Genomic DNA, 26453 nt, shown 5'->3' with positions numbered 1-26453 from the left:
GATTTGTCTTCCTTGTTTTAGAAGGATTAGTTAGCCACGATGTTGAGCAGTTTGCCCGGTACGTAGATAACTTTGCGAACGGTTTTGCCTTCGGTGTGTTTAATCACACCTTCTTCAGCCATACCGGCAGCCTCAACTTCTTCTTTGCTCGCATCAGCAGCAACAGTGATTTTTGCGCGCAGTTTACCGTTTACTTGAACGATGATTAGCTTGCTGTCTTCTACTAGTGCAGACTCGTCAACTTCAGGCCAAAGTACATCTTCAATTGCGCCTTGGTTGCCCAGTTCATTCCAAAGACTAAAACAAGTGTGTGGAATGATTGGGTAAAGCAAACGTACCACAGCGTTCAAAGCTTCTTGCATAAGTGCTTTATCTTGCTCTGTTTCTGTAGGTGCTTTTTGCAGACGGTTCATTAGCTCCATGACAGATGCAATTGCGGTGTTGAACATCTGACGACGCTCAATATCATCGCCTACTTTAGCAATTGTCTTATGTAGCTCGCGACGTAGTTCTTTTTGAGCGGCGTTTAGTGACTTAACGTCAAGCTCTGCAGTTGGACCTGTAGCAATATGATCGTGTGCAGTTTTCCACAAACGCTTAATAAAACGATGTGCACCTTCAACGCTAGATTCCTGCCATTCAAGTGTCAGCTCTGGTGGTGCAGCAAACATCATAAATAGACGAACGGTATCAGCGCCGTACTTATCAACCATCTCTTGAGGGTCGATACCATTGTTTTTAGACTTAGACATCTTGCTCATGCCGGTGTAAACCAGTTCATGGCCATCGCTGTCTACGGCTTTAACCGTACGGCCTTTGTCGTCAGTTTCTAATACTGTGACATCTGATGGGGCAACCCATACTCGTGCGCCTTTCTCATTGTTGTAGTAGTAAGCATCTGCCAATACCATACCTTGAGTTAGTAGACGCTTAGCTGGCTCATTAGAGTTCACTAGGCCTGTGTCACGCAGTAGCTTATGGAAGAAGCGGAAGTACAATAGGTGCATACAAGCATGCTCGATACCCCCAATATACTGATCTACTGGTAACCAGTAGTTAGCTTTTGCAGGATCCAGCATTTCATCTGCATGTGGGCTACAGTAGCGCGCGTAGTACCAAGATGATTCCATAAAGGTATCAAAGGTATCAGTTTCGCGGAAAGCTTCTTGGCCATTAATCGTGGTCTTAGCCCACTCTTTATCTGCTTTGATTGGGCTTTGGATACCATCCATGACCACATCTTCAGGCAAAATAACGGGGAGTTGGTCTTCAGGGGTTGGCATCACAGTGCCATCAGCTAAAGTCACCATTGGAATTGGTGCACCCCAGTAACGCTGACGTGAAACACCCCAATCGCGTAGACGGAAGTTCACTTGACGCTTACCTTTGCCTTCAGCAGTTAGCTTGGCATCGATTGCATCAAATGCAGCTTGGAAATCTAATCCATCAAACTCAGCAGAGTTAAACAGTACACCTTTGTCTGTGTATGCTTCTTCGCTAATATCAACTTCGCCGTCAGCTGGCTTAACAACGGCTTCGATGTTTAGACCGTACTTTTTAGCAAACTCGTAGTCACGTTGGTCGTGAGCAGGAACCGACATCACTGCGCCAGTACCGTAGTTCATTAGTACGAAGTTACCTACCCAAATTGGCACTTCTTTGCCAGTGATTGGGTGGATAGCATTAAGACCTGTAGCAACACCTTTCTTTTCCATTGCAGCCATAGCAGCTTCAGTGGTATCAGCGTTCTTACACTCTTCAATAAACTCAACCAAAGCTGGGTTATTGGCAGCCGCTTGCTCTGCTAATGGGTGGGCAGCAGCAATAGCAACATAAGTCACGCCCATTACAGTGTCAGGGCGAGTGGTGTAGATATCAAAGCTCTGGTCGCTGTTAGCAACCTGGAACGTCATCTCGATGCCTTCACTACGACCAATCCAGTTACGCTGCATGGTCTTAACTTGCTCTGGCCACTCTTCTAACGTGTCAATATCGTTAAGTAGCTCTTCTGCGTACTCAGTGATTTTAATGAACCACTGTGGGATCTCTTTTTGCTCAACAGTGGTATCACAGCGCCAGCAGCAACCGTCGATAACCTGCTCATTAGCAAGAACCGTTTCGTCGTTTGGACACCAGTTAACTGAAGAGGTCTTCTTGTAAACTAGACCTTTTTCATAAAGCTTAGTGAAGAACCACTGTTCCCAGCGATAGTACTCTGGCGTACAAGTAGCAATTTCACGTGACCAGTCATAACCGAAACCAAGCATTTTTAGCTGGTTCTTCATGTAGTCAATGTTTTCGTATGTCCAAGGTGCAGGCGCGGTGCTATTTTTAATAGCAGCGTTTTCAGCAGGCAGACCGAAAGAGTCCCAACCAATAGGTTGAAGCACATTTTTACCTTGCAGGCGTTGGTAACGAGACACTACATCGCCTATGGTGTAGTTACGTACGTGACCCATGTGTAGCCGGCCTGACGGGTACGGGAACATAGAAAGGCAATAATACTTTTCTTTGCTTTCGTCTTCGGTAACTTCAAATGTTTTCGTGTCTTGCCAGTGCTGCTGCACTTTAGCTTCAATTTCTGAAGGAGTATATTGCTCTTGCATCAATCTATTTCCGGCCATGCCGCCCATTGTTTGATCTAGCGCTATATCAGCGCGAGTTATATCGACATAGAATAAACTAGAAGTGAGTCATTAAAAAGGTTCGTTGAAGGAGTATTTACCATGAGTGACCAAAGTAGCGCATTACTTTCGCTGTATGAAGCACTAATTGAGCACATTAAAACTCAATACAATGACGATAACTCTTTGACTGTAAAGAGTTTGTATAGTCAGGTTCAAGCTAGTAAACAATACTTGGCAATAAAGCAGCAGGCAAAGGAAGAAGAGCTGGCTTTAGTCGAACAATTTTTAAAACGTGACATTGCTAGTTTCTTACAAGAGCAAAATGCCAACGATTTAAGCCACAGCCCAACCGTCATCACGGTAGAAAATACGTTATGGCGCTGGTTAAGCGAAATTACCGACCGTAGTCAGGTTGAGTGGCATGAGGTTGCACAAGACTTTAAACATCATGGCTATTACGAAAGTGGTGAGATTGTTGGCCAAGGTACTATGGTATGTACAGCGTGCGGACATGAGTCGAAAGTGGCGTTCCCTGGAATATTATCGGACTGTACTGAGTGCGATAATAACGAGTTTACCCGAGAAGCTTTAGCGCCATAGTTGCGAACGATACGGTTAATCTTACTTGGTTTTGCAATTAACCGCCGATAGCGACACCTCAGGGTGTCGCTATTTTGTTGCTTTTAGCAACCATCGTTGACAGTTAAATAAACCGGTGAACTATTAGCTGTAGCTTGTTGATATCTAAAGTAACAGAGATCGTCACTGACCTTGTTATCATCATCGTCATCATAACCGATATAGGTGAAGTTCACTCCTTGCTCTTCAATGATGAAAATATCATCAAGCTCGAGGAGCTTATCAATGTGAGTGTTATCTACGTATCCTGAAAGTAAGCGAGTTTCAAAGCTACCATCGCCGTCCAGATCGATGTCTACGATATCGTTACGGTAGGCATGTGGTTTTATTGCTGTTCCCGGTATTTGCGATTTGGCATAGGCAAATTGATTAGCTGTTTGGCTACTGGCTTTAATCTGCTCAATAGCTTCGCTTCTTGCTTCGCTCGATAAATTGATGAATTTAGGTGCTGCAACACTGGCTAAAATGCCGAGGATAATAATCACAACAACCAACTCAATCAGCGTAAATCCTTTAGTCAGTGAGGTTTTTATCATTATTGTTTACTTCTAATAAATGCGGCAAATGCAAGTAAGAAGCTCAATATCAATACTGGCCATTGTCCTAAAGTTGTAAATAACGTGTGTCCTTTCATGAGTTTAATGTCCGCTACTAATACACCAGCCTCAAATTGTGGCAGGCTATCGGTAATGTTGCCTTGCTCATCAACAACCGCGGTTACGCCGTTATTGGTGGCTCGCACTAATGGGCGACCTAACTCTACTGAGCGCATTTGCGCTATTTCCATATGCTGTAATGGACCATTCGAGGTACCGAACCAGGCGTCATTAGACACTGTCATTAACAGGTCTGTATTGTCATTCATATTGGCGCGCAGCTGCTCAGGAAAAGCGATTTCGTAACAAATAGCGGGTGATATTTGGTGACCAACTGCGTTGAGGTTAGGTTGAGTAAAGTCGCCTCTAGCAAATGATGACATCGGAAGATTAAAAAAGGGTGCTAAAGGTCGCAACAGTGACTCTAGCGGCACAAACTCACCAATTGGAAGTAAGTGATGCTTTTTAAATTCATTACTACCATCACCTAAATAATCAGCCTCAGATTGTTGCTTGTAGTTGTAATTACCTAAAACAATTAATGAGTTATAAAAATCATTAGCACGATGGCTAATAATGCCTGTAATAATGGCCGTATTGTTTAAGTTAGCAACTTTATTCGCATTATCGAGAAAGTCTTGCACCATATATTCTGGCGCAGGAATAGCCGCTTCTGGCCAAATCACGAGGTCGCTTTCGAGCAGTTCTGGCCGTGATAGATCCATATATTTGAGCATAGTTGGCCATAGAGCATCTGGCTCCCATTTCATGCTTTGGGGAATGTTTCCTTGAACCAATGCAACTTTGATGGTTTCGCCGTTAGGCTCGACTTGAGAGGTCATTGGTGCGATCAGCGTCAGCGTAGCCAACATTGGCACTGCTACGGCTAAACTTTGCCAGCGTTTAACTGCTAACATGGCTAAAGCGCCTGCTAGTAAAGCAATAATAAAGCTCAAACCTAAGGTGCCAAACATCGAAGCGATAGGCTTTAATGGTCCTTCAGTTTGACTATAACCAGCCCACAACCAAGGAAAACCGGTGAGTACCCAACCACGTAGCCATTCAGTTATTGTCCAAAGTGCAGGGAATACCAGTAAATTACGCAGTAGCGATGTTTTTGGGGCAAGCTTTTGCATCAAATAACCTGCAAGGGCAGGGTAAAGTGCTAGATACAGTGCAAGTAATGCCATTAAGGCTATAGAGGCGACAAGTGGCATACCGCCATAGGTATCCATACTGACATGGACCCAGCTTATGCCAACGGAGAAACAACCAAAGCCAAAGCCTAACCAGTATTTAAATGCTTGTTTAGGTGTTAAGTTACTACTTTGATGTACAACAAAAGCTAATGCTACAAGGTACAAAGGCCAAATAGAATAAGGAGCAAAAGAGAGCGCAGTAGTGGCGCCAGCCGCATAGGCTAGCACCATTTTCGAGCGCGGATGATGGGCTAATGCCCGAAGTTTATTCAGCATACAGCCTCATCATTGGGTCGTGATAACTAATTTAGTTGCTAAGCAACCGACTCATCATTGCCATGAGCGTTATCAGGGAACTTTACTCGTAGTTGGATTAAGCGACGGGTATCAGCGCTAACAACTTTAAATTCAATATCTTGGATCATGACTTTTTCGTCACGTTCAGGTAGATGACCAAATGCATGGGACACCATACCACCAACAGTATCGAACTCTTCGTCGCTAAACTCAGTACCAAAAGCCTCATTGAAGTCGTCAATAGGCGTTAGTGCTTTCACCATATATACTTGTTTAGCAACTTGTTTGATTTCAGTCTCTTCAGAAGAGTCATGATCAAATTCATCTTCAATATCGCCAACAATCTCTTCGAGGATATCTTCAATGGTTACCAAACCAGATACTCCGCCATACTCATCGACGACTATCGCCATGTGGTATCGCTGAGAACGGAATTCTTTTAGTAAGACATCAACACGCTTACTTTCAGGAACAACAACTGCAGGTCGAATCACTTGACGTAACTCAAATGGCTGCTCGTTGTTTTTAAAGCCATACTGAAGCAAATCTTTCGCAAGCAAAATGCCTTCGATATGATCTTTGTCTTCATTGACTACTGGAAAACGGGAGTGTGCTGAACCTATCACGGTAGATAATACTTCTTCTACAGTGTCGTCAATTTGGATAGCCACAATCTGTGCGCGTGGGATCATAATATCCCGTACACGTAGATCGGAAACTTCTAAAACACCTTTAATCATTTCGCGAGTGTCTACGCTAATCACTTCACGCAGTTCTGCATCGTGAATTACGTCTACTAAGTCTTCGCGATTTTTCGGTTCGCCCTGGAACAACTGACTTACTTTGTCTAACCAGCCCTTCTTAGAGGCGTTAGTACTCGGTGGGATATCGTCACTCATAGTGTTTTCCTGGCTCAAATGAGCCAATTATTGCTCCTTGTAAGGATTAATATAACCAAGGCTTTCAATTAGTTGGGTCTCTAATGACTCCATCTCTTCAGCCTCAACATCTTCAATATGATCATACCCTAGCAGATGGAGACAACCATGTACAACCATGTGTGCCCAATGTGCGATTAGGGGTTTATTTTGATCAATAGCTTCTTGCTCTACTACCGCCGCACAAATCACTAAATCACCTAATAATGATAGTTCAATGCCCGGTGGAGCTTCAAAAGGGAAAGATAACACATTAGTTGGTTTATCTTTACCTCGATATGTACTGTTTAGAGATTGGCTTTCTTCGACTTCGACGATACGAATCGTCAACTCGGCCTCACTCATAGTATCTCTGATTGCTGTTTTTACCCAAAGTTCCAATTCTGTAGAAGAAGGAAGTGTAAATCCTTCCACAGCGATTTGAACATCAAGATCGATAATCGGCTGATTATCACTCATGGTTAGCAGTTTCCTGTAATTGGTATTGGCTATCTTTATTGCCTTTACTTGACTGTGATTTTAGCTCGAATGCTTCATAAGCTTCGACAATTCTTGCAACCACTGGGTGGCGCACAACATCTTTAGCTTGGAAGAAGTTAAAGCTGATTTCATCCACTTCGCCAAGGACTTCAATAGAATGGCGTAGGCCAGACTTTTGATGTTTAGGTAAATCTATTTGGGTAATGTCACCGGTGATCACAGCTCGTGAGTTAAAACCAATACGTGTCAGGAACATTTTCATTTGCTCAACTGTGGTATTTTGGCTCTCATCGAGAATAATAAAGGCATCATTTAATGTACGACCGCGCATATAGGCAAGCGGTGCGACTTCAATGACATTACGTTCAATTAAACGTTCAACCTTTTCAAATCCCATCATCTCAAATAAGGCGTCATAGAGTGGACGTAAATAAGGATCCACTTTTTGGCTTAAGTCGCCGGGTAAAAAACCGAGTTTCTCACCGGCTTCTACCGCTGGGCGTGTGAGTAATATACGGCGCACTTCTTGGCGCTCTAGAGCATCAACTGCGGCAGCAACGGCTAGGTAGGTTTTACCTGTGCCAGCAGGGCCGATACCAAAGGTAATATCATGATTAACAATATTACGTACATAGTCACTTTGATTGGGGTTTCGTGGTTTAATCACCCCTCGTTTAGTCTTTATATAGAGTTCGCTTTCATCTCTAGGCGCTTCCATATCCAGTGCAATCGCTTCTTGAATCGCAATATGCACTGCATCAGGCTCTAAATCTGGTGTACTGCCTTTTAGCGGCTGAGTTTCAATATAAAGATCTTTTAACAGATTATTTGCAGTTAAGCAGTTTCGCGGGGCTCCTACAATTTGAAAGTGATTGTCACGGTAGCTTATCTCAACGCCAATACGACGTTCTAGCTGTTTAATGTTGTCATCAAACGGGCCACAAAGCGACGCGAGTCTGCGAGTTTCAGCAGGCTCCAAATATAGGTTGAGCGTGGTTAACTTATTTGACAAAAAATCACTCCATTAATCTAGGTCTGGTTAAACGCGAATAGTGCTAGTTTACGAGCCATACTCAATAATTGCGAATGGTATTTTTAGCGAGCATTACCGAAGAAAAAAGCGGCATCTCAGGATGCCGCCTTTAGCGTATTTCGATATAATGGCTTAAGCCGTTCAAGCTGGCTTATATTGAGTCACACCTAAGTCATCATCTTGCTTATATTTAGCTGTGATATCTGATGGGCGCAGGTTGCGGCGTAGATCCATGTCATTTTCGCCGCGAATAAATACGCCACGTAGTGAGTTGGTGTAAACGTCTACGATTTCAACATCGACAAACTTACCGATATGTTCATGTAAGCCTTCAAAATTAACTACTCGACTGTTTTCAGTACGGCCGCGAAGCTCCATTGGATTTTTAACCGATGGACCTTCAACTAAGATACGTTGCACAGTCCCAAGCATGTGACGGCTGTAGCGCATAGCTTGTTGAGTAATACGATCTTGCAAAATCGCTAGGCGCTCTTTTTTCTCATCTAAACTAACGTCATCTGGTAAGTCTGCAGCAGGCGTACCTGGACGAGCACTATAGATAAAACTAAAGCTGTGATCGAACTGAATGTCTTCAATCAGCTTCATAGTGTCAGCAAAATCTTGCTTAGATTCACCAGGGAAACCAATGATAAAGTCAGAGCTGATTAAAATATCAGGACGTGCTTTACGTAGGCGACGAATAATCGATTTATACTCGATCGCCATATGGCCACGTTTCATTTGCGTCAGGATTAAATCTGAACCAGACTGCACTGGTAAGTGTAAAAAGCTCACCAATTCTGGTGTGTCTTCATACACATCAATAATGTCTTGAGTGAATTCAATTGGGTGGCTGGTAGTAAAGCGCAGTCGGTCAATACCATCAATCGCAGCTACGTAACGTAAAAGTTCTGCAAAAGTACAGATCTCATCGTCATGAGTCGCGCCACGGTATGCGTTAACGTTTTGACCTAGTAGGTTTACTTCACGCACGCCTTGCTCTGCTAACTGGGCTATTTCTAAAATGATATCGTCTAGTGGACGGCTCACTTCTTCTCCGCGAGTGTATGGTACAACACAGAACGAGCAGTATTTACTGCAACCTTCCATAATTGATACGAATGCACTTGGCCCTTCAGCGCGGGGCTCTGGTAGACGGTCAAACTTCTCAATTTCAGGGAAGCTCACATCGATAACCGCTTTTTTACCATCTTTGATCTGGTCGATCATTTCAGGTAGGCGATGCAAAGTTTGTGGACCAAAAATAAGGTCAACACATTGAGCACGCTCTTTAATTGCTTTACCTTCTTGCGAAGCAACACAACCACCAACCCCGATAATCAGTCCTGGCTTTTTATCTTTTAATGTTTTCCAGCGCCCTAGCTGATGAAAAACCTTTTCCTGTGCTTTTTCACGAATAGAACAAGTGTTCAGCAGCAGTACGTCAGCTTCTTCAGCGTCGTCTGTTAAGGTGTAACCTTCGTATTCGTCAAGAAGATCAGCCATCTTAGAAGAGTCATACTCATTCATTTGACAGCCCCAAGTTTTAATATGGAGTTTTTTACTCATCAGTCTGTATCACTCTAGAAGCACCGAAAAAATAGCGCGACATTTTAACGCCTAAGTCAGCCTGTGGCTAGCATTTAGCCGTTAATAAAGTGATTTTATTCTGCAGACTCCAATGTCATTGTTTTTACTAAGGCTTTAGTTGGTATATTTACGGAGTTATTTTCGGCAACGCTGAGACTGTAGCTTTCGGCCATCTGCTGGCTGCTTTGTTTCGCTTGTTGATGTATGTCGACCAAAAGTTGCTGATTAAATGCTTGCAGCGTATCGCTGGTATATTGATAAAGTGAATATTCAAATGGAGTCCGATAAATAACATTGATATGTTCCATTTCAGTCGGATCTAGATTTGCCTGGCTGGTGGCTGGAATGAACGATGCAAAAAGTAATGCTGCCAAGGTAAAGTTCTTCATAATATCCTCACTTAATGTTTTATGGGGGTCCCCCATTTGACAGTTTGAGTCTATGGCATGGTTTACATCTTGCTTTTGTGGTTTGTAAGCAGGTGTGAGGAAAGTTAACTCTAGACACATTTGTACACGTTAGAGTTAAATTTGACACTAATCGACATATTTCGGCGCGCTTTATTTACAAAGCGAGGTAGAGCTAATCTGCTCAGTATCAAATAGTGCAAACTTTCTTTTATAAAGCATTAATATTGGTGTGTTTGGGTGTAAACTGCTTGGGCATAATTGAGGTTAGGAGAGAAAGCGCAGTGGAGCAGGTGAATATGAAATGCAGCGTGTATGATGCCGTAGTTGTAGGTGGTGGTATGGTTGGCGCGGCAACAGCAATTGGACTTGGGCAGCTTGGGTTGAAAGTTGCTGTTATCGAAGCCTTTGCACCAAGAGCTTATGATAGTGAACAGGCCTTAGACCTACGCGTGTCAGCTATTAGTGCTGCATCTGAAGCCTTACTTGAGCGTTTAGGCGCACTAACAGGGTTAGATCATGTGCGTAAAGTTGCCTATAAAGGTCTTGAAACTTGGGAGATGGACGACTGCATAACCCGTTTCCATAGTGATCAAATAGGCTGCTCCCATTTAGGTCATATCGTTGAAAACCGCCTTATCCAATTAGCGTTGTGGCAACGTTTGCAGCAACTCGACAATATAGCCCTATTCTGTCCGACCAAAATAGCCAAATTAACTCGCAAGCAGGCGGACGATAAAATTTGCGTAGAATTAGATAATGGTGAAACCTTTGATACGCGGTTACTAGTTGGCGCCGACGGCGCTAACTCTATGGTACGTCAGTGGGCCAATATTGGTATCAGTGGTTGGGATTATGCTCAGTCTGCTATGCTAATTAATATTGAAACTGCTTGCGACGAACAAGATGTGACTTGGCAGCAATTTACTCCAAATGGCCCCCGTTCTTTATTACCTTTACCAGGCAACAATGCTTCATTAGTCTGGTACGATGAAGCCAATAAAATTGCCCAGTTAACTCAGCTTAATAATAAAGCCTTAGCGGCGCAGATTGATCTGCACTTTCCGGCTCGACTCGATCGCGACTTTACCGTTGTCAGTAAAGCGAGCTTTAAACTGACTCGTCGGCATGCACAAACCTATTACCGCAATAACTTAGTGATCCTTGGTGATGCGGCGCACACGATTAACCCGTTAGCAGGGCAGGGAGTTAATTTAGGTTTTAAAGACGTTGATGCTTTGGTAACAACGATTGCTAAACACCTAGAAGATGACAAAGGCTGGTGGCGTAAACCTGTATTGGCAGAATTTCAAAAGTGCCGTTATCGCGACAATAAGCTCATGATGTCAACGATGGATCTTTTCTATGCCAGCTTTAGTAATGATATTTTACCACTTAAACTTCTGCGTAATGGTGCGTTAAAGCTAGCCAATATTGATTCGCCGATTAAAAAGCAGGTGCTGAAATATGCGATGGGCTTTTAGTTAAGCGTGAACGGATAAAGCTAACTTAGCTTACTATTCAATAAACCGGATCTTGGATCCGGTTTTTTTGTGATTAATTTTTATTAGTTTTATCAGTCATTATGCTGGTGTAAGTGGCGAAAAAGGCGCTGAACAATATATTTAGATTGCGCAATATTTGCGTATAATTTGTTGGCAGGCTATTTGAGTGCTAAAATGTCGCGTTTTTAATTTTGTTGTTACTTTATTTAAGCAACGACAAAACCTAATTTAGGCCAATACAGACAGGGTGCTATGAGCAATATTAAACTGATTGTCGGGCTTGCAAATCCCGGCGCGCAGTACGAACGGACTCGCCATAATGCTGGTGCGTGGTACGTTGAAGAACTCGCTAGGATCTGTGGTGCCACATTAGTATTAGATACTAAATATTTTGGCATGACGGCGCGAGTCACCTTACATGGCAAAGATGTCCGTCTGTTAATCCCGACAACCTTTATGAACTTAAGTGGTAAGTCGGTTGGCGCATTAGCGAACTTTTTTAGAATCGCGCCAGAAGAGATATTAGTTGCACACGATGAGCTCGATATGCCACCGGGTGTAGCCAAATTTAAGTTGGGTGGTGGTCACGGTGGTCATAATGGCCTTAAAGATATCATTGCAAAACTTGCTAATGATAAAGGCTTCTACCGCTTACGTATTGGTGTTGGTCACCCAGGTGATAAAAACCAGGTGAGCAACTATGTGCTAAGCAAAGCATCCCCAACCGATCAAGAGCTGATGGACGCCGCAATAGATGAAGCGGTTCGTTCGACAGAGATCTTGTTCAACCAAGATATGGCAAAGGCGATGCATAGACTGCATTCTTTTAAAGCTTAAACAAGTGCTTGGAGCTTTGCTTCAAGTCATTCATTGATATAAAGGTAACAATATGGGTTTCAAATGCGGCATCGTAGGCCTGCCAAACGTTGGTAAATCAACACTTTTCAACGCACTAACTAAAGCTGGCATCGAAGCGTCAAACTTCCCGTTCTGTACTATTGAACCAAATACAGGTGTGGTTCCAGTTCCGGACTCGCGTCTTGATGCTTTAGCTGAAATCGTCAAGCCTGAGCGTGTATTAGCAACAACAATGGAATTTGTTGACATTGCAGGTCTTGTTGCTGGTGCATCTAAAGGTGAAGGCCTAGGTAACAAATTCCTAGCTAACATCCGTGAAACTGACGCAATTGGTCATGTTGTGCGTTGTTTTGAAGACGACAACATTGTTCACGTTGCAAATAAAGTAGACCCAGCAAGTGATATCGAAGTGATCAACACCGAGCTTGCTCTTGCAGACCTTGATTCATGTGAACGTGCTATCACTCGTCAAGCAAAGCGTGCTAAAGGCGGCGACGCTGAAGCTAAGTTTGAAGTGGCTGTACTTGAAAAAATGCGTCCAGTTCTAGACGAAGGCAAAATGCTACGTTCTATGGATCTAAGTAAAGAAGAGCTAGCTGCAATTGGTTACTTAAACTTCCTAACACTTAAGCCAACAATGTACATTGCAAACGTAGCTGAAGACGGTTTTGAAAATAACCCTCATCTAGATACAGTTAAAGCACTTGCTGCTGAGGAAAATGCAGTTGTTGTTGCTGTGTGTGCGGCTATCGAGTCTGAGCTTGCTGAAATGGACGCTGAAGACCGTGAAGAATTCATGGCTGATCTAGGTCTAGAAGAGCCAGGTCTTGACCGCGTTATTCGCGCCGGTTACGAACTACTAAATCTACAAACTTACTTCACTGCAGGTGTTAAAGAAGTTCGTGCTTGGACTGTTCGTGTTGGCGCAAGTGCACCACAAGCGGCTGGTGTCATTCACACTGACTTTGAACGTGGCTTTATTCGTGCTCAAGTTATGGCTTACGAAGACTTCATCACTTATAAAGGTGAAGCGGGCGCGAAAGAAGCGGGTAAGCTTCGTGTAGAAGGTAAGACATATACTGTTAAAGACGGTGATGTCATGCACTTCCTATTTAACGTTTAAGTTTGACTAAACGTTAAATAGCAAACGGCGACTTATATAGTCGCCGTTTTTGTATCTAAGGTTTGCTTACAATATATAGCTGTTCTTTTATTGTTGTCGAAGTTTGTTAGTAATTGTTTTAGAGCTATCAATCATCACTTTGAAGTGATCATAAGTTGTTTAGCTATCGTAGTTCATTAAACGATGCTGATGACTAGGAGAGGTCGAGTATTTAACAGAGAATTTAGCGGCTGCTATTTTAAACTGCTATATAAAAGCTATCGATATAGGTGTGAAAAGGTCATTTGAGTATACTCGGACAGTGCTATTGGCTAATAAAATTTACCTTAGTAGCTATGCTCAAGTGTGAAAAGCGCTAAAACTTTCTTAGAAAAGGCCCTTTTTTGGGTGTCTGTTGCTCAGTTTGGTGAACTTATCGCCGAACAATGCTGTTTCGGTAAATTTGCAGAAAAAAGCAGTTGACCTGATTAAGCCGAATAAGCATAATACGCCCCGTTCCCCAGACAGGGGGGTGAAAAAGAAAGATGGCAATGTAGCTCAGCTGGTTAGAGCACAGCACTCATAATGCTGGGGTCGCAGGTTCAAGTCCCGCCATTGCTACCATCTTTACTCTGGATGAAAAATAGAGTCATCTTAATCTAGATGTAAAACTTGATGCAGTGCGGGAGTGGTGGAATTGGTAGACACGCCAGATTTAGGTTCTGGTGCCGCAAGGTGTGAGAGTTCAAGTCTCTCTTCCCGTACCATTTAATTTAAGTGATGAGCTAAGGCTTGTTGCTGAAACAAGATTTTTGGGGTATCGCCAAGCGGTAAGGCACCGGGTTTTGATCTCGGCATTCCCAGGTTCAAATCCTGGTACCCCAGCCATCTTTGGCAATGTAGCTCAGCTGGTTAGAGCACAGCACTCATAATGCTGGGGTCGCAGGTTCAAGTCCCGCCATTGCTACCATCTTTTCAAGATGTAAAATATGAACATCGTGTTCTGGATGTGAAACAGAGTCTGTGCGGGAGTGGTGGAATTGGTAGACACGCCAGATTTAGGTTCTGGTGCCGCAAGGTGTGAGAGTTCAAGTCTCTCTTCCCGTACCATTTAATTTAAGTGATGAGCTAAGGCTTGTTGCTGAAACAAGATTTTTGGGGTATCGCCAAGCGGTAAGGCACCGGGTTTTGATCTCGGCATTCCCAGGTTCAAATCCTGGTACCCCAGCCATCTTTGGCAATGTAGCTCAGCTGGTTAGAGCACAGCACTCATAATGCTGGGGTCGCAGGTTCAAGTCCCGCCATTGCTACCATCTTTTCAAGATGTAAAATATGAACATCGTGTTCTGGATGTGAAACAGAGTCTGTGCGGGAGTGGTGGAATTGGTAGACACGCCAGATTTAGGTTCTGGTGCCGCAAGGTGTGAGAGTTCAAGTCTCTCTTCCCGTACCATTTATTTAGCATGATTAGCCATGGCTGGTTGTGAGTGAGAAAGATTGATTGGGGTATCGCCAAGCGGTAAGGCACCGGGTTTTGATCTCGGCATTCCCAGGTTCAAATCCTGGTACCCCAGCCATTTTTAAAAGGTTAAGCAATTGACCTTGTCTTATAAGCTCTAAAGGTTGTAAGATAAAAGCAAGGAAACTTGCAGCAAAGTTCGATGCGGGAGTGGTGGAATTGGTAGACACGCCAGATTTAGGTTCTGGTGCCGCAAGGTGTGAGAGTTCAAGTCTCTCTTCCCGTACCATCGAATTTAACAAGATTTATTGGGGTATCGCCAAGCGGTAAGGCACCGGGTTTTGATCTCGGCATTCCCAGGTTCAAATCCTGGTACCCCAGCCATTTTTTAAAAGGTTAATTCATTGACCTTATCTTATAAACTTTATTGCTTGTAAGATGAAGCAAGGTAACTTGCAGTAAACTTCGATGCGGGAGTGGTGGAATTGGTAGACACGCCAGATTTAGGTTCTGGTGCCGCAAGGTGTGAGAGTTCAAGTCTCTCTTCCCGTACCATCGAGTTTAACCAGTTTTGTTGGGGTATCGCCAAGCGGTAAGGCACCGGGTTTTGATCTCGGCATTCCCAGGTTCAAATCCTGGTACCCCAGCCATATAAAAGAAAGCTCATCTTAGGATGAGCTTTTTTGCATTTGGCGTTTTATACATCTTTCGAATCGCTTTAACATATCTTTCTATACCGCTCAGACCATCATTTTACTGCTTTCAACGACGATTAAATTTGAGTTCGCTGAAATTCGTAATCGAACAGGTACTGTTATTTCATCTATATGATTGAATTACTATATTCAATATTTCTTTGAGTGAATCAATTTCTAATTCTGCTAGGTATAATAAATTGGCAAAAATAATGCCAAATCACTACCGCGTTAAATTATAACTTCGTCGATTTAACGGGTTAAAATGTTTGCTACAGAACTCATGGGATCAATGATGAAACCAGCCTATATATTACATATCATTAGCCAGACTAACTCGATTGAGTTACAGCTGCTATCTCCTTTGCCAGACGGATGTAATACATTGCATTGGCAGCTTGAGCTTGATGGACTGCGTAGTGAACATGATATTAGTTTGGCAGCGTTTTATAACGATGATGAGTTTGTTGTCGCGACGACTACAGGGCTTATATATAGAGGGGATATTCAGGGCAACCTGGCTTTGCAAACCACTTTAGCGGTATTGGGAGTTTATGGTGGCAAAGGCTGGCTTGATAAAGCTCGGCAGGAGTTCTGGTACGCCATTACAGCAGAAATTGATGATGAACAGGGCGACCGCTTGTATGGCTGGTCTTTAAGAGATTGGAGCCTTTTTGCCGAAATGCAATTGCCAGAGTATCTCGATATTCAGCAGCTACATCGCCGGAGTGACGGTAACTTTCTTTTCTATCAAAATCGCAGCAGGAAACTGAACAAAAGAAGCCAAGGCTTTTGGTGTATTGATCCGGTAACCGGCACAACTGATTATCATCTTCTCGACAGCTTACCTGCCACTGGCAGCTTCAAGACTCAAAATATGCTTGGTCTTTGCACTGACAGAGATCTGGCATTGCTTCCTTTCGTCGATGCACTGCCATGCAAAGAAAGTGATGTTGATCTTCAACTGGGTTTTCAGCTGCAGCTAATCGACCTTAACAGCTTCAACACTTTATGGGTGAACACACTTCGTTGGTACGACAATGATACAGATCAGATGCTTGATTCAGAGACTCGTCAGACTCTGCAAGCCTATTTTGCAGATGAGGATATAGATGATGATGTAGTGGAGGACGCTCTTGAAGAGTGGGTTGATACCCTTAAAGGTATTCGCTTTAGCGAACATGAAGATGCTTGTTGGGTCTGTTGGACTGACGGCATTCTGCGTAAGCTCTATTTGAGCGGTAGCGAACAGAGCTACCAGTTGGCAGGTATGTCACCACTATTGAAACCGACACGATTAAATCAGACCAGAGAGCGACTAAATCTACTTAATCAAGTAGCATTTAATCAATATGGCTATCACCTCGAGATGCTAAACAGTGAGCAATTGGCTGTGATCAACTTTGATATAAAAATCGTAGATATTAGTGAGGTTAAGCCCTGTGATAATGAAATCGAGCAACAGATACTCAGCTATCAAGAAGGCAAGCAAGCAGAATTAGAAATGTCTGAGGCGCATAGAATGGCGTTCACACCAGACGGCATCAACGTCATTAGTATCGATTATCTTGCCTTGCCTGAATGTTTACTTGAGGGGCTCCAACAAATGCAGCAGCGAACGGCTTGTTTGGCTGAGCATATAAAGGGGAATCGTCTCGAGTGGCTGATAGAGGATAAAGATGGCTGTAAACGGCCAGAAGCCGAATTTGCCGCAATGGCTATTAAGATACCCGGTGCGGCAGAGCTCATGATGCAGATGGTGGATAACCTCTGTGCTTTTAGTGATGCCGACTTACTAAGAAGTAGCCAAAATAAAGCAGCATTATCTGATGTTGTTTTGAACTTGGCAGGATTTAATATTGATTACTTGCCTTTGGTCAATCGATATTTGAACAGTATAGACATTGCTCGTTTTGGTGGTTTTCATCTTCAGTATACACTACCACTTATTCAGCAGAAGTATGGTCACAAGCTTTTGAATAAGCTTAAGTATCGTCAGTTTATTAAAAATCTACCTACAGAATTAAGGACTTCGTGAATGGGGTAGTTGAATAATTTGATGGCATAAAAAACGCACTCCATGGAGTGCGTTTTTATTACTGCTTTAGTTTCAGTTTAACTCGTAATGAATTAGTGCTTAAACATTGCAGAAATAGACTCTTCATTGCTTACACGGCGGATTGCTTCTGCCATCACTGTAGACATTGTCAGCTGTGAAACTTTGTCTAGAGCTGCAATTTCAGGGCTCAATGGAATCGTGTCCGTTACAATCACTTCATCAATTACTGATTCAGCAATGTTCTTAGCTGCGTTGCCAGAGAATACAGGGTGAGTTGCATAAGCGAATACGCGATTTGCACCGTGCTCTTTTAGTGCTTCGGCTGCTTTACATAGTGTACCGCCAGTATCGATCATGTCATCAACGATGATGCAGTCACGGCCTTGAACGTCACCAATGATATGCATTACTTGAGCAACGTTAGCTTGTGGGCGACGCTTATCGATGATTGCTAGGTCAGAATCATCTAATAGTTTAGCTACAGCACGTGCACGAACAACACCACCGATGTCAGGAGAAACAACTACTGGGTTTTCTAAGTTCTTAGCTAACATATCTTCTAGTAGAACTGGGCTACCGAACACGTTATCAACTGGAACGTCAAAGAAACCTTGAATTTGCTCTGCGTGAAGATCACAAGTCAATACGCGGTCAACACCAACGCTTGAAAGGAAATCCGCAACAACTTTAGCTGTGATAGGTACACGAGCACTACGAACACGGCGGTCCTGACGTGCGTAACCAAAGTAAGGAATAACCGCTGTAATACGACCAGCTGATGCACGACGAAGCGCGTCAACCATAACGATAAGTTCCATTAGGTTATCGTTAGTAGGAGCGCAAGTAGATTGAATGATGAATACATCCGCACCACGTACATTTTCATTAATTTGGACACTGATTTCGCCGTCACTGAAAACGCCTACCTCTGCGTCTCCAAGTTTACAAAATAGACGATCGGCTATCTTCTTAGCGAGACTAGGTGTTGCGTTACCGGCAAAAAGTTTAATGTCAGGCACTGTATGAACCTCAGGCGTATGCTTCATGATAGTGGCTGGGATTAAAAAAGTATCCCAGAATGTTGGTTAGCATTGAGCTAATCTCAATGCTAACGGCGATATATTTGCCCCTTTTGCAACAAAGCCTTGAATCGATGCAGGCAATTTCGCCAATACATCTTTAGCTTCATGCTCCTGTTCGAATTGACCGAAAACACAAGCTCCTGTTCCGGTCATTCTGGACGGCGCATATTCTAGCAGCCAGTCCAAGGTCTTGGCAACTTGAGGGTGACGTTTTGCGACTAATGCTTGGCAGTCATTTTGCCAAGAGCTACTCATTAATGTCTCAAGACTTAGCTTTGGGGTATTACGTGGCAGATCTGGGTCTTGGAATACTTCAGCAGTCGATACATGTACTTGTGGAATCAAAACTAAATACCAAGCTTCAAGTGGTTCTACATTTATCAGCTTTTCGCCTACACCCTCAGCAAATGCTGAGAAACTATTAATAAAAACAGGTACATCAGCGCCAAGCATTAAACCAAGCTTTGCCAATTCCTGCGTTGATAACCCGGTTTCCCATAGCTGATTTAATGCTACTAGTGTCGTTGCCGCGTCTGATGAGCCTCCTCCCAAGCCTCCGCCCATAGGTAAGCGTTTGTCTAACCATATCTCTGCACCGAATTGACAATTGGTATAACTTTGGAGTGATTTTGCGGCTTTGAGAATTAAGTTATCGCTGTCGGCGACAACGCCTGCTAAGTTGGAGTGTAACTTGAGTGTTGGCTTGTTTAATACTTTGAAATCTAAGTAATCACAATGTTCTACAAATTGAAATAGAGTTTGTAGTTCATGATAGCCATCTTCTCGGCGGCCATTGATATGTAAAAACAGGTTCAACTTTGCTGGTGCTGGCCAGCCCAATGAAAGTGACGCAGTCATAAAGAATTCTCAGTGTCAGAGGTGGGTTGAATAAGTGTCTGCCCTTGGGGAGCAAGAGCTTGCCATTGGGTTAATTGCAATTTTAAGCGCAGGTTATCTCGTTGTAACTTGAGAAGGCGAGGTACTTCGGCGCCGCTTTGGGTTTGCCAACTGCTAAATTCGACTTCCCAAGGTGGTAATTGCTCGGCATTGATTATCTTTATTGGACGCTGCTGACTATCACTACTAATCAGCTCATCGCCTTGTGTTAGTTGACCTGTTATCCACAGTGGCAATGAATCAAGCGGAATGGACCAGCCAGATACACGAGTTAGTAGACGCTGAGCGTCAGTATCTTGATAAGTCTGGCCATCCACCTCTAGTGTAACAAGCCCAGCTTGGCTGGATAAAGACAAGACCGTAGTACCTAACATTGTGGTTAACTTTAACTCGTCGCGATCTGGGCTATGAAGCCAATATAGATTAGTGCTAAATCTATCTTGAGGCGTTCTAACTGCAAGTTTTCCCTGCATTTCCCACGCACGAGCCTGCTGCACTTTGTTAACAGAGACGGGAACTAGGTTGTCTGGTATGGTAGTTGAGCAACCACTAATTAAAAAGATGCTCAATATCACCCATAGATAAGTGTTTTTTGTGAAGCTGCTCAAATTATTCATCTATTACTGATATAAAAGAGCCCTTATGATACGAGGGCTTGAGTAATTTACCAATGCCCATATGCAAAAATAACTATTTGTACAATGCTTAATGTCGTTTAAGCGTGACATATCTATATATGAATAGTTAAAAAAGTGATGCTAATTGAAAAAATGGGTAAGAACAGAGATTATTATTCGGTTTTGTTAAGCGTATTCTGTTTTTAACAAAATCAATTCAGTAGAATGGCAGCCATAAATGAGATGCCCAAGAGTCCAGAACGAGTCAAATGAGCCTTGTAGCAATCGGAATTAACCATAAAACGGCCACGGTCGACCTACGCGAGAAAGTCGCATTCGCACCAGACAGAATTCATGATGCTATGAAGAGTCTTGCGTCTCGTACTCAATCGGGCGAAGCCGTCATTATCTCCACCTGTAACCGCACAGAACTTTACTGTAACAACAGTGAAGCCGCTGACGTTGTTGCCTGGCTGGAAGATTATCATCAACTTTCTCATGAAGATGTTGAGCCCTGCTTGTACCAATATAAAGGTCAAGAAGCGGTTAAACACTTAATGCGAGTATCGGCAGGCCTTGATTCACTGATTTTGGGTGAACCGCAGATTTTAGGCCAAGTGAAGCAGTCTTTTGTAAAAGCAAAAGAAGCGGGTACCGTCGCATCAACAATGGATAAGTTATTTCAAAATACCTTTTCCGTCGCTAAAAAGATCCGTACTGAAACTGAAATTGGTGCTGCAGCCGTATCTGTCGCATTTGCCGCAGTAAGTATGGCTAAGCATATCTTCTCTTCCCTGAGTACGACCCAGGTACTATTGGTCGGTGCGGGTGAGACGATTGAGCTAGTTGCACGCCATCTAAAAGACAATGGTGTTAAAGCCATGGTGGTGGCAAACCGTACAATTTCACGTGCCGAAGCCATGTGTGATGAGTTCGGCGCAACAGCTATTACACTAGAACAGATCCCAGATTTTCTCCCTAAGGCCGATATCGTGATATCCTCTACGGCTAGCCCGTTGCCAATTCTTGGTAAAGGCATGGTAGAAAAAGCGCTTAAGCAACGTCGTCATCAACCTATGTTGTTGGTAGATATAGCAGTTCCTCGAGATATCGAAGCTGAAGTCGCGGATTTAGATGATGCATTTCTCTATACCGTCGATGACCTGCAAAGCATTATTGAACAGAATATGGCCTCTCGAAGAGAGGCTGCCGAGCAAGCAGAATTAATTGCAGACGATCAAGCTCATCTATTTATGGAATGGATCCGCTCATTAGAGTCGGTAGACAGTATCCGTGAATATCGCACCCAAAGTATGGCGATCAAAGATGAGTTGGTAGAGCGAGCGGTCAATAAGTTGGCCCAAGGTGGTAACAGTGAGCAAGTCTTACTGGAGCTTGCCAATAAGCTTACTAACAAGCTGATCCATGCACCGACACAAGCGCTTACCGCTGCGAGTCGCCAAGGGGATTTAAATTCTCTTGGACAATTAAGAGCTGTGCTTGGACTAGATAAAGACTAAGGTTAGCGTTTAAATGAAGGACAGTGTGATTCGTAAGCTTGAAGGCTTACTTGAACGTAACGAAGAAGTATTGGCGTTACTGAGCGATGCTGGTGTTATCGCTGATCAGGAGCGTTTTCGCGCCTTGTCTAAGGAATACTCTCAGTTAGAAGACGTTGTTAGCGCTTTTAAAGCATTTCAGCAAGCAGAAGAAGATTTAGAGTCTGCCAAAGAGATGATGGAAGAAGATGACGCAGATCTTAAAGAGATGGCTCAGGAAGAGTACAAAGAAGCAAAAGCAAAAATTGCAGAATTAGAAGATGAACTGCAAATTCTGCTACTGCCAAAAGATCCTAATGATGATAATAACTGCTTTATCGAAATCCGCGCTGGCGCGGGTGGTGATGAGGCTGCTATTTTTGCGGGTGACTTATTCCGCATGTACAGTAAATTTGCTGAAGGCAAACGCTGGCAAATCGAAGTCATGAACACCAACGAAGGTGAGCATGGCGGCTTCAAAGAAGTGATCGCTAAAATTAGCGGTGAAGGCGTTTACGGTAAGCTTAAGTTTGAGTCAGGCGGACACCGCGTACAACGTGTGCCAGAGACTGAATCACAGGGCCGCGTACACACTTCTGCTTGTACTGTTATTGTATTGCCGGAAGTACCAGAAGCTGAAGCGATTGAAATTAATAAAGCCGACTTGAAAGTGGATACTTTCCGCGCATCAGGTGCCGGTGGTCAGCATGTTAACAAAACTGACTCGGCGATTCGTATTACCCACATTCCAACGGGTATTGTAGTTGAGTGTCAGGATCAACGTTCACAGCATAAAAACCGTGCCCAGGCGATGAGTGTACTTTCTGCTCGTATTCAAGCGGTAGAAGACGAGAAGCGCCGTAGTGCTGAAGAAAGCACGCGTCGTAACTTGGTGTCATCTGGTGACCGTTCAGAACGTATCCGTACATATAACTTCCCACAAGGTCGCGTAAGTGAACACAGAATTAACTTAACTCTGTATCGTTTAGGTGAATTTATGGAAGGTGATATCGATTGTGTTATTGAACCTCTCATTTTAGAGAACCAAGCGGATATGCTTGCAGCACTGGGCGAAGGCTAAACCTTACTCCCCTCATGACTGTGCTATAGAAGAATAAGGATATTCCTTGCAATTAACTATTTCAGGGGCGCTTAAGTGGGCCTCTTCGCAGCTTGAAAGCATTTCAGACTCAGCATCGCTTGATGCTGAGGTGATGTTGCTTCATGTTATTAGCAAGCCGCGTAGCTATTTATACACTTGGCCAGAAAAGAGCTTAGAACCTGAAGAGGTTTTTGAGTTCAAGCAGATGCTTGCTAAGCGTCTTCGCGGCAATCCGATTGCCCACATTGTTGGTGAACGCGAATTTTGGTCTCTGCCGTTTCGAGTTAATCCCACCACGTTAATTCCACGTCCAGACACTGAAATTTTAGTTGAGACGGCACTGAATCTGCCTTTGGCTGAAAATGCTAAAGTGCTCGATTTGGGTACAGGAACTGGTGCTATTGCTTTATCGCTAGCGCATGAACGCAATGAGTGGCAGGTATGTGCGATTGATAAAGTGGATGATGCGGTTGAACTTGCGAAAGAAAACCGAACCAACCTAAAGCTCGAACAAGTTGATGTGTTTCAAAGCGACTGGTTTGACGCTGTAGAGTGTTACGACTTTAATCTAATTGTGTCTAATCCACCTTATATCGATGAAGAAGATGAACATCTTTCACAAGGAGATGTGAGGTTTGAGCCGCAAAGTGCATTAACCGCGCCATTAAGAGGCTTTGCGGATCTGTTTCATATTGCCGATTGTGCTCGTGACTATTTAGCACCAGGTGGTTATTTGCTACTTGAACACGGTTACCAGCAAGCAATTGAGCTAAGAGAAAAGTTAATTGAACTTGGCTATGAAAACGTTGCCACTGTACGTGATTTTGGTAGTAATGACCGCTGTACACTAGGCCGTTGGCCACGTTAATAGCCAGGCTGTAGATGTATGTAAAGGCACTATTGATAGTGCCTTTTTTATTGGCGGTTAAATGCTAAACCCGGCTTTGTTGTTTAAAGTTTGCGCTGTTCCTCTGCTTGTTATCGCGGGATATTGGTTATGGATAAAAGTATGGGGTACACTAGCCGCCTTTGTCAGCAAACAGATCTTTATTCATGGAAACTTTTTACAGTTTGTACCCTGCGTTTAAGCACATGCACATGACGCTTATTGCGACTAGCGTATTGTTTTTCCTAGTCCGTTTCGTACTGCACATGCGCAAGTCACCCGTATTAGAAAAGAAAGCAATTAAAATTGCGCCACACGTTATCGATACGTTCCTTCTGTTATCTGGTTTGATCTTATGTTTCTCTATTCAGCAGTATCCTTTTGTTGATCCATGGATGACTGAAAAGCTAGGAGCCGTTGTTGCATATATCGTGCTGGCCACAATAGCACTTAAAGCAAACCGCAATACATTATTTAAAGTCTTTGCTGCCTTTGGCGCAATTGGCTGGGTTGTTTATGCCGCTAAACTTGCGATCCTTAAGCAAGGGGTGTTGCTCGGTTAATGGCTGATTTAACGCAAAACGACTCAATACGGCTTCCTGAAACGGCTTTTGAAATTGCCGAGCACTTGGGGTTTTCTAAGCAAAAAAATGCAAACTGGGCCTGGCTTGAATTAGCGGGCTCTGTGTTGAGTTTTTATGTTGTTGATAGGCACGACCGTTTAAACGGTTTACTTAAATGGTTTTACAACGATTTAGGTTTTTGTGCTCGCGAAGCATATTACAGCGCAGAAGCGGCAGATTTAGGCAAGTGCCTAACATCGAAGCAAGGTAATAGCACGACGTTAGCAACAGTATTAATGCTGTTGGGTAAGCAACTCGACTTAACTCTTGATTTGCTGCTCTTGCCTGGACAAACAGTGCTTTGTAGCCGAATAGACGATGAAGTGCGCTACATTGACCCACTGACTGGCGCGAGCTTGTCAAAGCATCAGTTACATGTGTTTGTAAGAGGGGAACTAGGTAACTCGGCTAAGTTTAAGCCTAGTTATTTAAAGCCTGCGACAATCAAGCGCATTATTTCTCGTATGATCCACGAAATGAAAGCTGGCAGCATTGTCGCGCATAATTTCGAGCCTGCACTAGAATGTTGTAACTTACTGTTGCAGTGGCATAGTGACGATTTAAATTTAAATCGTGAGCGTGCTTTTATTGCACAACAATTGGGTTGTATAAGTGTGGCTACAGCAGACTTAACTCACTTTGTTGAAAATAGCCCGCATGATCCGGTTATAGAGCTGGTGAAAATGCAATTAAAAGAACTTAGAGAGGAAGTAGAAACTTTCCATTAAGTATCACAACAGGGCCTTCAAGGCCCTGTTGTGTTGCTAGAGTGTATTCTAGCCTTGTTTGAAAATCGTTATAAGTAAAAGACGCCGCCACATAGCGATGGCAAAAGCGTCAATTAAAAATAAAAATAGTAACACCAACAAATTGAATTGTAAGAATAATAAATAGGCAAATCATTGCCAATTTCTAGGGGATAGAGTTCATGAGTAGTACGGATACAGTGACCAGTGCGCTGGTGACAAATGACGCAACTGCGTTAGGTATTTTAGCGGTAGTGCTTGGCTTTGTGTTTTACACCAGTAACAGTAGCAACCCTTTTTGGAAGAAGTTTTATACCTTCGTACCGGCATTGTTAATGTGTTACTTCTTGCCTTCGTTATTGAACACATTTGATATTATCGACGGCAAAACATCAGAGCTTTATTTTGTGGCCTCGCGTTACTTACTGCCAGCGTGTTTGGTATTATTGATCTTAAGTGTCGATTTAAAGGCGATTCTTTCCTTGGGGCCTAAGGCGATAATCATGTTCCTAACCGGAACTGTGGGTATTGTTATTGGCGGCCCAATTGCGCTGCTTATCGTATCGGCTATTCATCCTGAAATTTTGGGCGTGACTGGGCCAGATGCCGTATGGCGAGGCATGACTACGCTTGCGGGGAGTTGGATTGGTGGTGGCGCTAACCAAGCAGCGATGAAAGAGATTTATGAAGTTGGCGGTGATATCTTCTCGATTATGGTGACTGTCGATGTCATCGTAGCCAATATTTGGATGGCTGTGTTGCTGTTTATGGCGTCAAAAGCTAAGCAGATCGATGCCAAAACAGGGGCGGATACCACCGCACTTGAAGCCTTGAAAGATAAAGTTGAAAAATACCATGCCGAAAATGCACGTATTCCAAGCCTCAATGATTTAATGATGATTGTGGCGATTGGTTTTGGTGTGACAGGTTTTGCCCATATCGTCGCTGATTTACTCGGTCCATTTTTTGAAGCCAACTACCCATGGACGCGTGATTACAGTTTAACGTCTAAGTTCTTCTGGTTAATCGTCACTGTAACCACGATCGGTTTAGCTTTATCGTTTACCCGAGTAAGACACATTGAAGCGGCTGGAGCATCAAAAGTTGCTACTGCTTTCTTGTATATTCTAGTGGCGACCATAGGTTTGCATATGGACGTTTCTAAGCTATTAGACGCTGAAAACCTTTGGTATTTTGCTATTGGTATGATTTGGATGATAGTACACGCCAGTTTTATGCTGATCGTGGCTAAATTGATTAAAGCACCATTGTTTTATATGGCAGTGGGTAGCCAAGCCAACGTTGGCGGTGCGGCATCGGCGCCAGTTGTTGCTGCGGCGTTCCATCCCGCTCTTGCGCCAGTAGGTGTGCTGCTGGCGGTATTGGGCTATGCTTTAGGCACTTATATGGCATGGATCTGTGGCCAGATTTTACAGGCTGTAGCAGGCTAAGGCTGCAGTTAAAACCTAGTTGATTAA

At 43.5% G+C, this 26453-nt stretch carries 22 protein-coding genes and 13 tRNA genes; 24 read left to right on the top strand and 11 right to left on the bottom strand.

Annotated elements, in window-relative coordinates:
• Positions 1-26 precede the first annotated feature (26 nt).
• Positions 27-2606 (bottom strand): leucine--tRNA ligase, encoded by a 2580-nt coding sequence (gene leuS, locus L2747_RS09205; protein ID WP_248998763.1) that lies wholly within the window; start codon positions 2604-2606, stop codon positions 27-29.
• Between the two features lie 120 nt (positions 2607-2726).
• Here leuS and L2747_RS09200 point away from each other — a divergent pair, with 120 nt between their 5' ends.
• Positions 2727-3227 (top strand): zinc ribbon-containing protein, encoded by a 501-nt coding sequence (locus tag L2747_RS09200; RefSeq protein WP_248998739.1) that lies wholly within the window; start codon positions 2727-2729, stop codon positions 3225-3227.
• Between the two features lie 83 nt (positions 3228-3310).
• On the opposite strand, the gene L2747_RS09195 is transcribed toward L2747_RS09200, so the two are convergent.
• The 7 genes from L2747_RS09195 to L2747_RS09165 all read right to left on the bottom strand — a co-directional run bounded on the left by L2747_RS09195 (position 3311) and on the right by L2747_RS09165 (position 9788).
• Positions 3311-3802 carry a type II secretion system protein gene (locus tag L2747_RS09195; RefSeq protein WP_283107233.1) on the bottom strand — a complete coding sequence of 164 codons (492 nt, stop codon included), beginning with the start codon at positions 3800-3802 and terminating at the stop codon, positions 3311-3313.
• Positions 3802-5337, bottom strand: coding sequence for an apolipoprotein N-acyltransferase (lnt, locus tag L2747_RS09190; protein ID WP_248998738.1), 1536 nt, complete (start codon positions 5335-5337; stop codon positions 3802-3804). Before lnt ends, L2747_RS09195 begins: the two co-directional genes overlap by 1 nt.
• A gap of 38 nt (positions 5338-5375) precedes the next feature.
• A complete protein-coding gene (gene corC / locus L2747_RS09185) occupies positions 5376-6257 on the bottom strand; it encodes a CNNM family magnesium/cobalt transport protein CorC (RefSeq protein WP_248998737.1) in 882 nt (293 codons plus the stop codon).
• Between the two features lie 27 nt (positions 6258-6284).
• Entirely contained in the window at positions 6285-6755 is a 471-nt protein-coding gene (gene ybeY / locus L2747_RS09180) for an rRNA maturation RNase YbeY (RefSeq protein ID WP_248998736.1), read from the bottom strand.
• On the bottom strand, positions 6748-7788 hold the full coding sequence (locus L2747_RS09175; protein WP_248998735.1) for a PhoH family protein: 1041 nt from the start codon (positions 7786-7788) through the stop codon (positions 6748-6750). Before L2747_RS09175 ends, ybeY begins: the two co-directional genes overlap by 8 nt.
• A gap of 162 nt (positions 7789-7950) precedes the next feature.
• On the bottom strand, positions 7951-9378 hold the full coding sequence (gene miaB / locus L2747_RS09170; RefSeq protein ID WP_248998734.1) for a tRNA (N6-isopentenyl adenosine(37)-C2)-methylthiotransferase MiaB: 1428 nt from the start codon (positions 9376-9378) through the stop codon (positions 7951-7953).
• A gap of 95 nt (positions 9379-9473) precedes the next feature.
• Positions 9474-9788 carry a hypothetical protein gene (locus tag L2747_RS09165; RefSeq protein ID WP_248998733.1) on the bottom strand — a complete coding sequence of 105 codons (315 nt, stop codon included), beginning with the start codon at positions 9786-9788 and terminating at the stop codon, positions 9474-9476.
• 317 nt (positions 9789-10105) lie between these two features.
• Here L2747_RS09165 and L2747_RS09160 point away from each other — a divergent pair, with 317 nt between their 5' ends.
• The 17 genes from L2747_RS09160 to L2747_RS09080 all read left to right on the top strand — a co-directional run bounded on the left by L2747_RS09160 (position 10106) and on the right by L2747_RS09080 (position 17463).
• Complete coding sequence (locus L2747_RS09160; protein ID WP_248998732.1) at positions 10106-11290, top strand: FAD-dependent monooxygenase; 1185 nt, start codon at positions 10106-10108, stop codon at positions 11288-11290.
• A gap of 273 nt (positions 11291-11563) precedes the next feature.
• Entirely contained in the window at positions 11564-12148 is a 585-nt protein-coding gene (gene pth, locus L2747_RS09155; protein WP_248998731.1) for an aminoacyl-tRNA hydrolase, read from the top strand.
• 52 nt (positions 12149-12200) lie between these two features.
• Complete coding sequence (gene ychF / locus L2747_RS09150; RefSeq protein WP_248998730.1) at positions 12201-13292, top strand: redox-regulated ATPase YchF; 1092 nt, start codon at positions 12201-12203, stop codon at positions 13290-13292.
• 526 nt (positions 13293-13818) lie between these two features.
• Positions 13819-13895, top strand: a tRNA-Met gene (locus tag L2747_RS09145).
• A 58-nt stretch (positions 13896-13953) separates the two neighbouring features.
• A tRNA-Leu gene (locus tag L2747_RS09140) sits at positions 13954-14038 on the top strand.
• 46 nt (positions 14039-14084) lie between these two features.
• Positions 14085-14159: transfer RNA gene (locus L2747_RS09135), tRNA-Gln, on the top strand.
• Between the two features lie 5 nt (positions 14160-14164).
• A tRNA-Met gene (locus L2747_RS09130) sits at positions 14165-14241 on the top strand.
• A gap of 55 nt (positions 14242-14296) precedes the next feature.
• Positions 14297-14381 (top strand) — tRNA-Leu (locus L2747_RS09125).
• Between the two features lie 46 nt (positions 14382-14427).
• Positions 14428-14502 (top strand) — tRNA-Gln (locus tag L2747_RS09120).
• A gap of 5 nt (positions 14503-14507) precedes the next feature.
• Positions 14508-14584: transfer RNA gene (locus L2747_RS09115), tRNA-Met, on the top strand.
• A gap of 55 nt (positions 14585-14639) precedes the next feature.
• Positions 14640-14724: transfer RNA gene (locus L2747_RS09110), tRNA-Leu, on the top strand.
• A 49-nt stretch (positions 14725-14773) separates the two neighbouring features.
• A tRNA-Gln gene (locus tag L2747_RS09105) sits at positions 14774-14848 on the top strand.
• An 86-nt stretch (positions 14849-14934) separates the two neighbouring features.
• A tRNA-Leu gene (locus L2747_RS09100) sits at positions 14935-15019 on the top strand.
• Positions 15020-15039: 20 nt separating this feature from the next.
• Positions 15040-15114 (top strand) — tRNA-Gln (locus L2747_RS09095).
• A gap of 86 nt (positions 15115-15200) precedes the next feature.
• Positions 15201-15285, top strand: a tRNA-Leu gene (locus tag L2747_RS09090).
• A 20-nt stretch (positions 15286-15305) separates the two neighbouring features.
• A tRNA-Gln gene (locus L2747_RS09085) sits at positions 15306-15380 on the top strand.
• A 340-nt stretch (positions 15381-15720) separates the two neighbouring features.
• Positions 15721-17463: a hypothetical protein gene (locus tag L2747_RS09080; protein WP_248998729.1), complete on the top strand. Its 1743-nt coding sequence runs from the start codon at positions 15721-15723 to the stop codon at positions 17461-17463.
• Positions 17464-17555: 92 nt separating this feature from the next.
• On the opposite strand, the gene L2747_RS09075 is transcribed toward L2747_RS09080, so the two are convergent.
• The 3 genes from L2747_RS09075 to lolB all read right to left on the bottom strand — a co-directional run bounded on the left by L2747_RS09075 (position 17556) and on the right by lolB (position 20080).
• Positions 17556-18503: a ribose-phosphate pyrophosphokinase gene (locus L2747_RS09075; protein WP_028769213.1), complete on the bottom strand. Its 948-nt coding sequence runs from the start codon at positions 18501-18503 to the stop codon at positions 17556-17558.
• A gap of 66 nt (positions 18504-18569) precedes the next feature.
• On the bottom strand, positions 18570-19424 hold the full coding sequence (gene ispE, locus L2747_RS09070) for a 4-(cytidine 5'-diphospho)-2-C-methyl-D-erythritol kinase (protein ID WP_248998728.1): 855 nt from the start codon (positions 19422-19424) through the stop codon (positions 18570-18572).
• A complete protein-coding gene (gene lolB, locus L2747_RS09065) occupies positions 19421-20080 on the bottom strand; it encodes a lipoprotein insertase outer membrane protein LolB (RefSeq protein ID WP_248998727.1) in 660 nt (219 codons plus the stop codon). The genes ispE and lolB overlap by 4 nt, the downstream gene beginning before the upstream one ends.
• 269 nt (positions 20081-20349) lie before the next feature.
• Between lolB and hemA the strand changes: the two genes are divergently transcribed.
• The 6 genes from hemA (at position 20350) to L2747_RS09035 (ending at position 26426) form a co-directional block, all read left to right on the top strand.
• Complete coding sequence (hemA, locus tag L2747_RS09060) at positions 20350-21600, top strand: glutamyl-tRNA reductase (protein WP_248998726.1); 1251 nt, start codon at positions 20350-20352, stop codon at positions 21598-21600.
• Between the two features lie 13 nt (positions 21601-21613).
• Positions 21614-22699 (top strand): peptide chain release factor 1, encoded by a 1086-nt coding sequence (prfA, locus tag L2747_RS09055; RefSeq protein ID WP_248998725.1) that lies wholly within the window; start codon positions 21614-21616, stop codon positions 22697-22699.
• A gap of 46 nt (positions 22700-22745) precedes the next feature.
• On the top strand, positions 22746-23588 hold the full coding sequence (prmC, locus tag L2747_RS09050) for a peptide chain release factor N(5)-glutamine methyltransferase (protein WP_248998724.1): 843 nt from the start codon (positions 22746-22748) through the stop codon (positions 23586-23588).
• A 185-nt stretch (positions 23589-23773) separates the two neighbouring features.
• The gene (locus L2747_RS09045) at positions 23774-24169 is read left to right on the top strand and encodes a SirB2 family protein (protein WP_248998723.1); all 396 of its coding nucleotides are present in this window, start codon (positions 23774-23776) and stop codon (positions 24167-24169) included.
• Complete coding sequence (locus L2747_RS09040) at positions 24169-24957, top strand: transglutaminase family protein (protein ID WP_248998722.1); 789 nt, start codon at positions 24169-24171, stop codon at positions 24955-24957. The genes L2747_RS09045 and L2747_RS09040 overlap by 1 nt, the downstream gene beginning before the upstream one ends.
• A gap of 200 nt (positions 24958-25157) precedes the next feature.
• Positions 25158-26426, top strand: coding sequence for a DUF819 family protein (locus tag L2747_RS09035; RefSeq protein WP_248998721.1), 1269 nt, complete (start codon positions 25158-25160; stop codon positions 26424-26426).
• Positions 26427-26453: the final 27 nt, after the last annotated feature.

This window comes from Shewanella marinintestina, assembly GCF_023283845.1.
In the GTDB taxonomy this organism is placed as follows: domain Bacteria; phylum Pseudomonadota; class Gammaproteobacteria; order Enterobacterales; family Shewanellaceae; genus Shewanella; species Shewanella marinintestina.
This window is presented reverse-complemented; position numbering and strand designations above follow the sequence as displayed.

Excerpts from the sequence above, each read along its gene's own strand:
- L2747_RS09160 (WP_248998732.1), top strand. The coding sequence starts at position 10,106 with ATGAAATGCAGCGTGTATGATGCCGTAGTTGTAGGTGGTGGTATGGTT.
- prfA (WP_248998725.1), top strand. The coding sequence starts at position 21,614 with ATGAAGGACAGTGTGATTCGTAAGCTTGAAGGCTTACTTGAACGTAAC.
- lnt (WP_248998738.1), bottom strand. The coding sequence starts at position 5,337 with ATGCTGAATAAACTTCGGGCATTAGCCCATCATCCGCGCTCGAAAATG.
- L2747_RS09195 (WP_283107233.1), bottom strand. The coding sequence starts at position 3,802 with ATGATAAAAACCTCACTGACTAAAGGATTTACGCTGATTGAGTTGGTT.
- hemA (WP_248998726.1), top strand. The coding sequence starts at position 20,350 with ATGAGCCTTGTAGCAATCGGAATTAACCATAAAACGGCCACGGTCGAC.
- ispE (WP_248998728.1), bottom strand. The coding sequence starts at position 19,424 with ATGACTGCGTCACTTTCATTGGGCTGGCCAGCACCAGCAAAGTTGAAC.
- corC (WP_248998737.1), bottom strand. The coding sequence starts at position 6,257 with ATGAGTGACGATATCCCACCGAGTACTAACGCCTCTAAGAAGGGCTGG.
- L2747_RS09200 (WP_248998739.1), top strand. The coding sequence starts at position 2,727 with ATGAGTGACCAAAGTAGCGCATTACTTTCGCTGTATGAAGCACTAATT.
- L2747_RS09165 (WP_248998733.1), bottom strand. The coding sequence starts at position 9,788 with ATGAAGAACTTTACCTTGGCAGCATTACTTTTTGCATCGTTCATTCCA.
- L2747_RS09040 (WP_248998722.1), top strand. The coding sequence starts at position 24,169 with ATGGCTGATTTAACGCAAAACGACTCAATACGGCTTCCTGAAACGGCT.
- pth (WP_248998731.1), top strand. The coding sequence starts at position 11,564 with ATGAGCAATATTAAACTGATTGTCGGGCTTGCAAATCCCGGCGCGCAG.
- lolB (WP_248998727.1), bottom strand. The coding sequence starts at position 20,080 with ATGAATAATTTGAGCAGCTTCACAAAAAACACTTATCTATGGGTGATA.
- ychF (WP_248998730.1), top strand. The coding sequence starts at position 12,201 with ATGGGTTTCAAATGCGGCATCGTAGGCCTGCCAAACGTTGGTAAATCA.
- ybeY (WP_248998736.1), bottom strand. The coding sequence starts at position 6,755 with ATGAGTGATAATCAGCCGATTATCGATCTTGATGTTCAAATCGCTGTG.
- leuS (WP_248998763.1), bottom strand. The coding sequence starts at position 2,606 with ATGCAAGAGCAATATACTCCTTCAGAAATTGAAGCTAAAGTGCAGCAG.
- L2747_RS09080 (WP_248998729.1), top strand. The coding sequence starts at position 15,721 with ATGAAACCAGCCTATATATTACATATCATTAGCCAGACTAACTCGATT.
- miaB (WP_248998734.1), bottom strand. The coding sequence starts at position 9,378 with ATGAGTAAAAAACTCCATATTAAAACTTGGGGCTGTCAAATGAATGAG.
- L2747_RS09045 (WP_248998723.1), top strand. The coding sequence starts at position 23,774 with ATGGAAACTTTTTACAGTTTGTACCCTGCGTTTAAGCACATGCACATG.
- L2747_RS09035 (WP_248998721.1), top strand. The coding sequence starts at position 25,158 with ATGAGTAGTACGGATACAGTGACCAGTGCGCTGGTGACAAATGACGCA.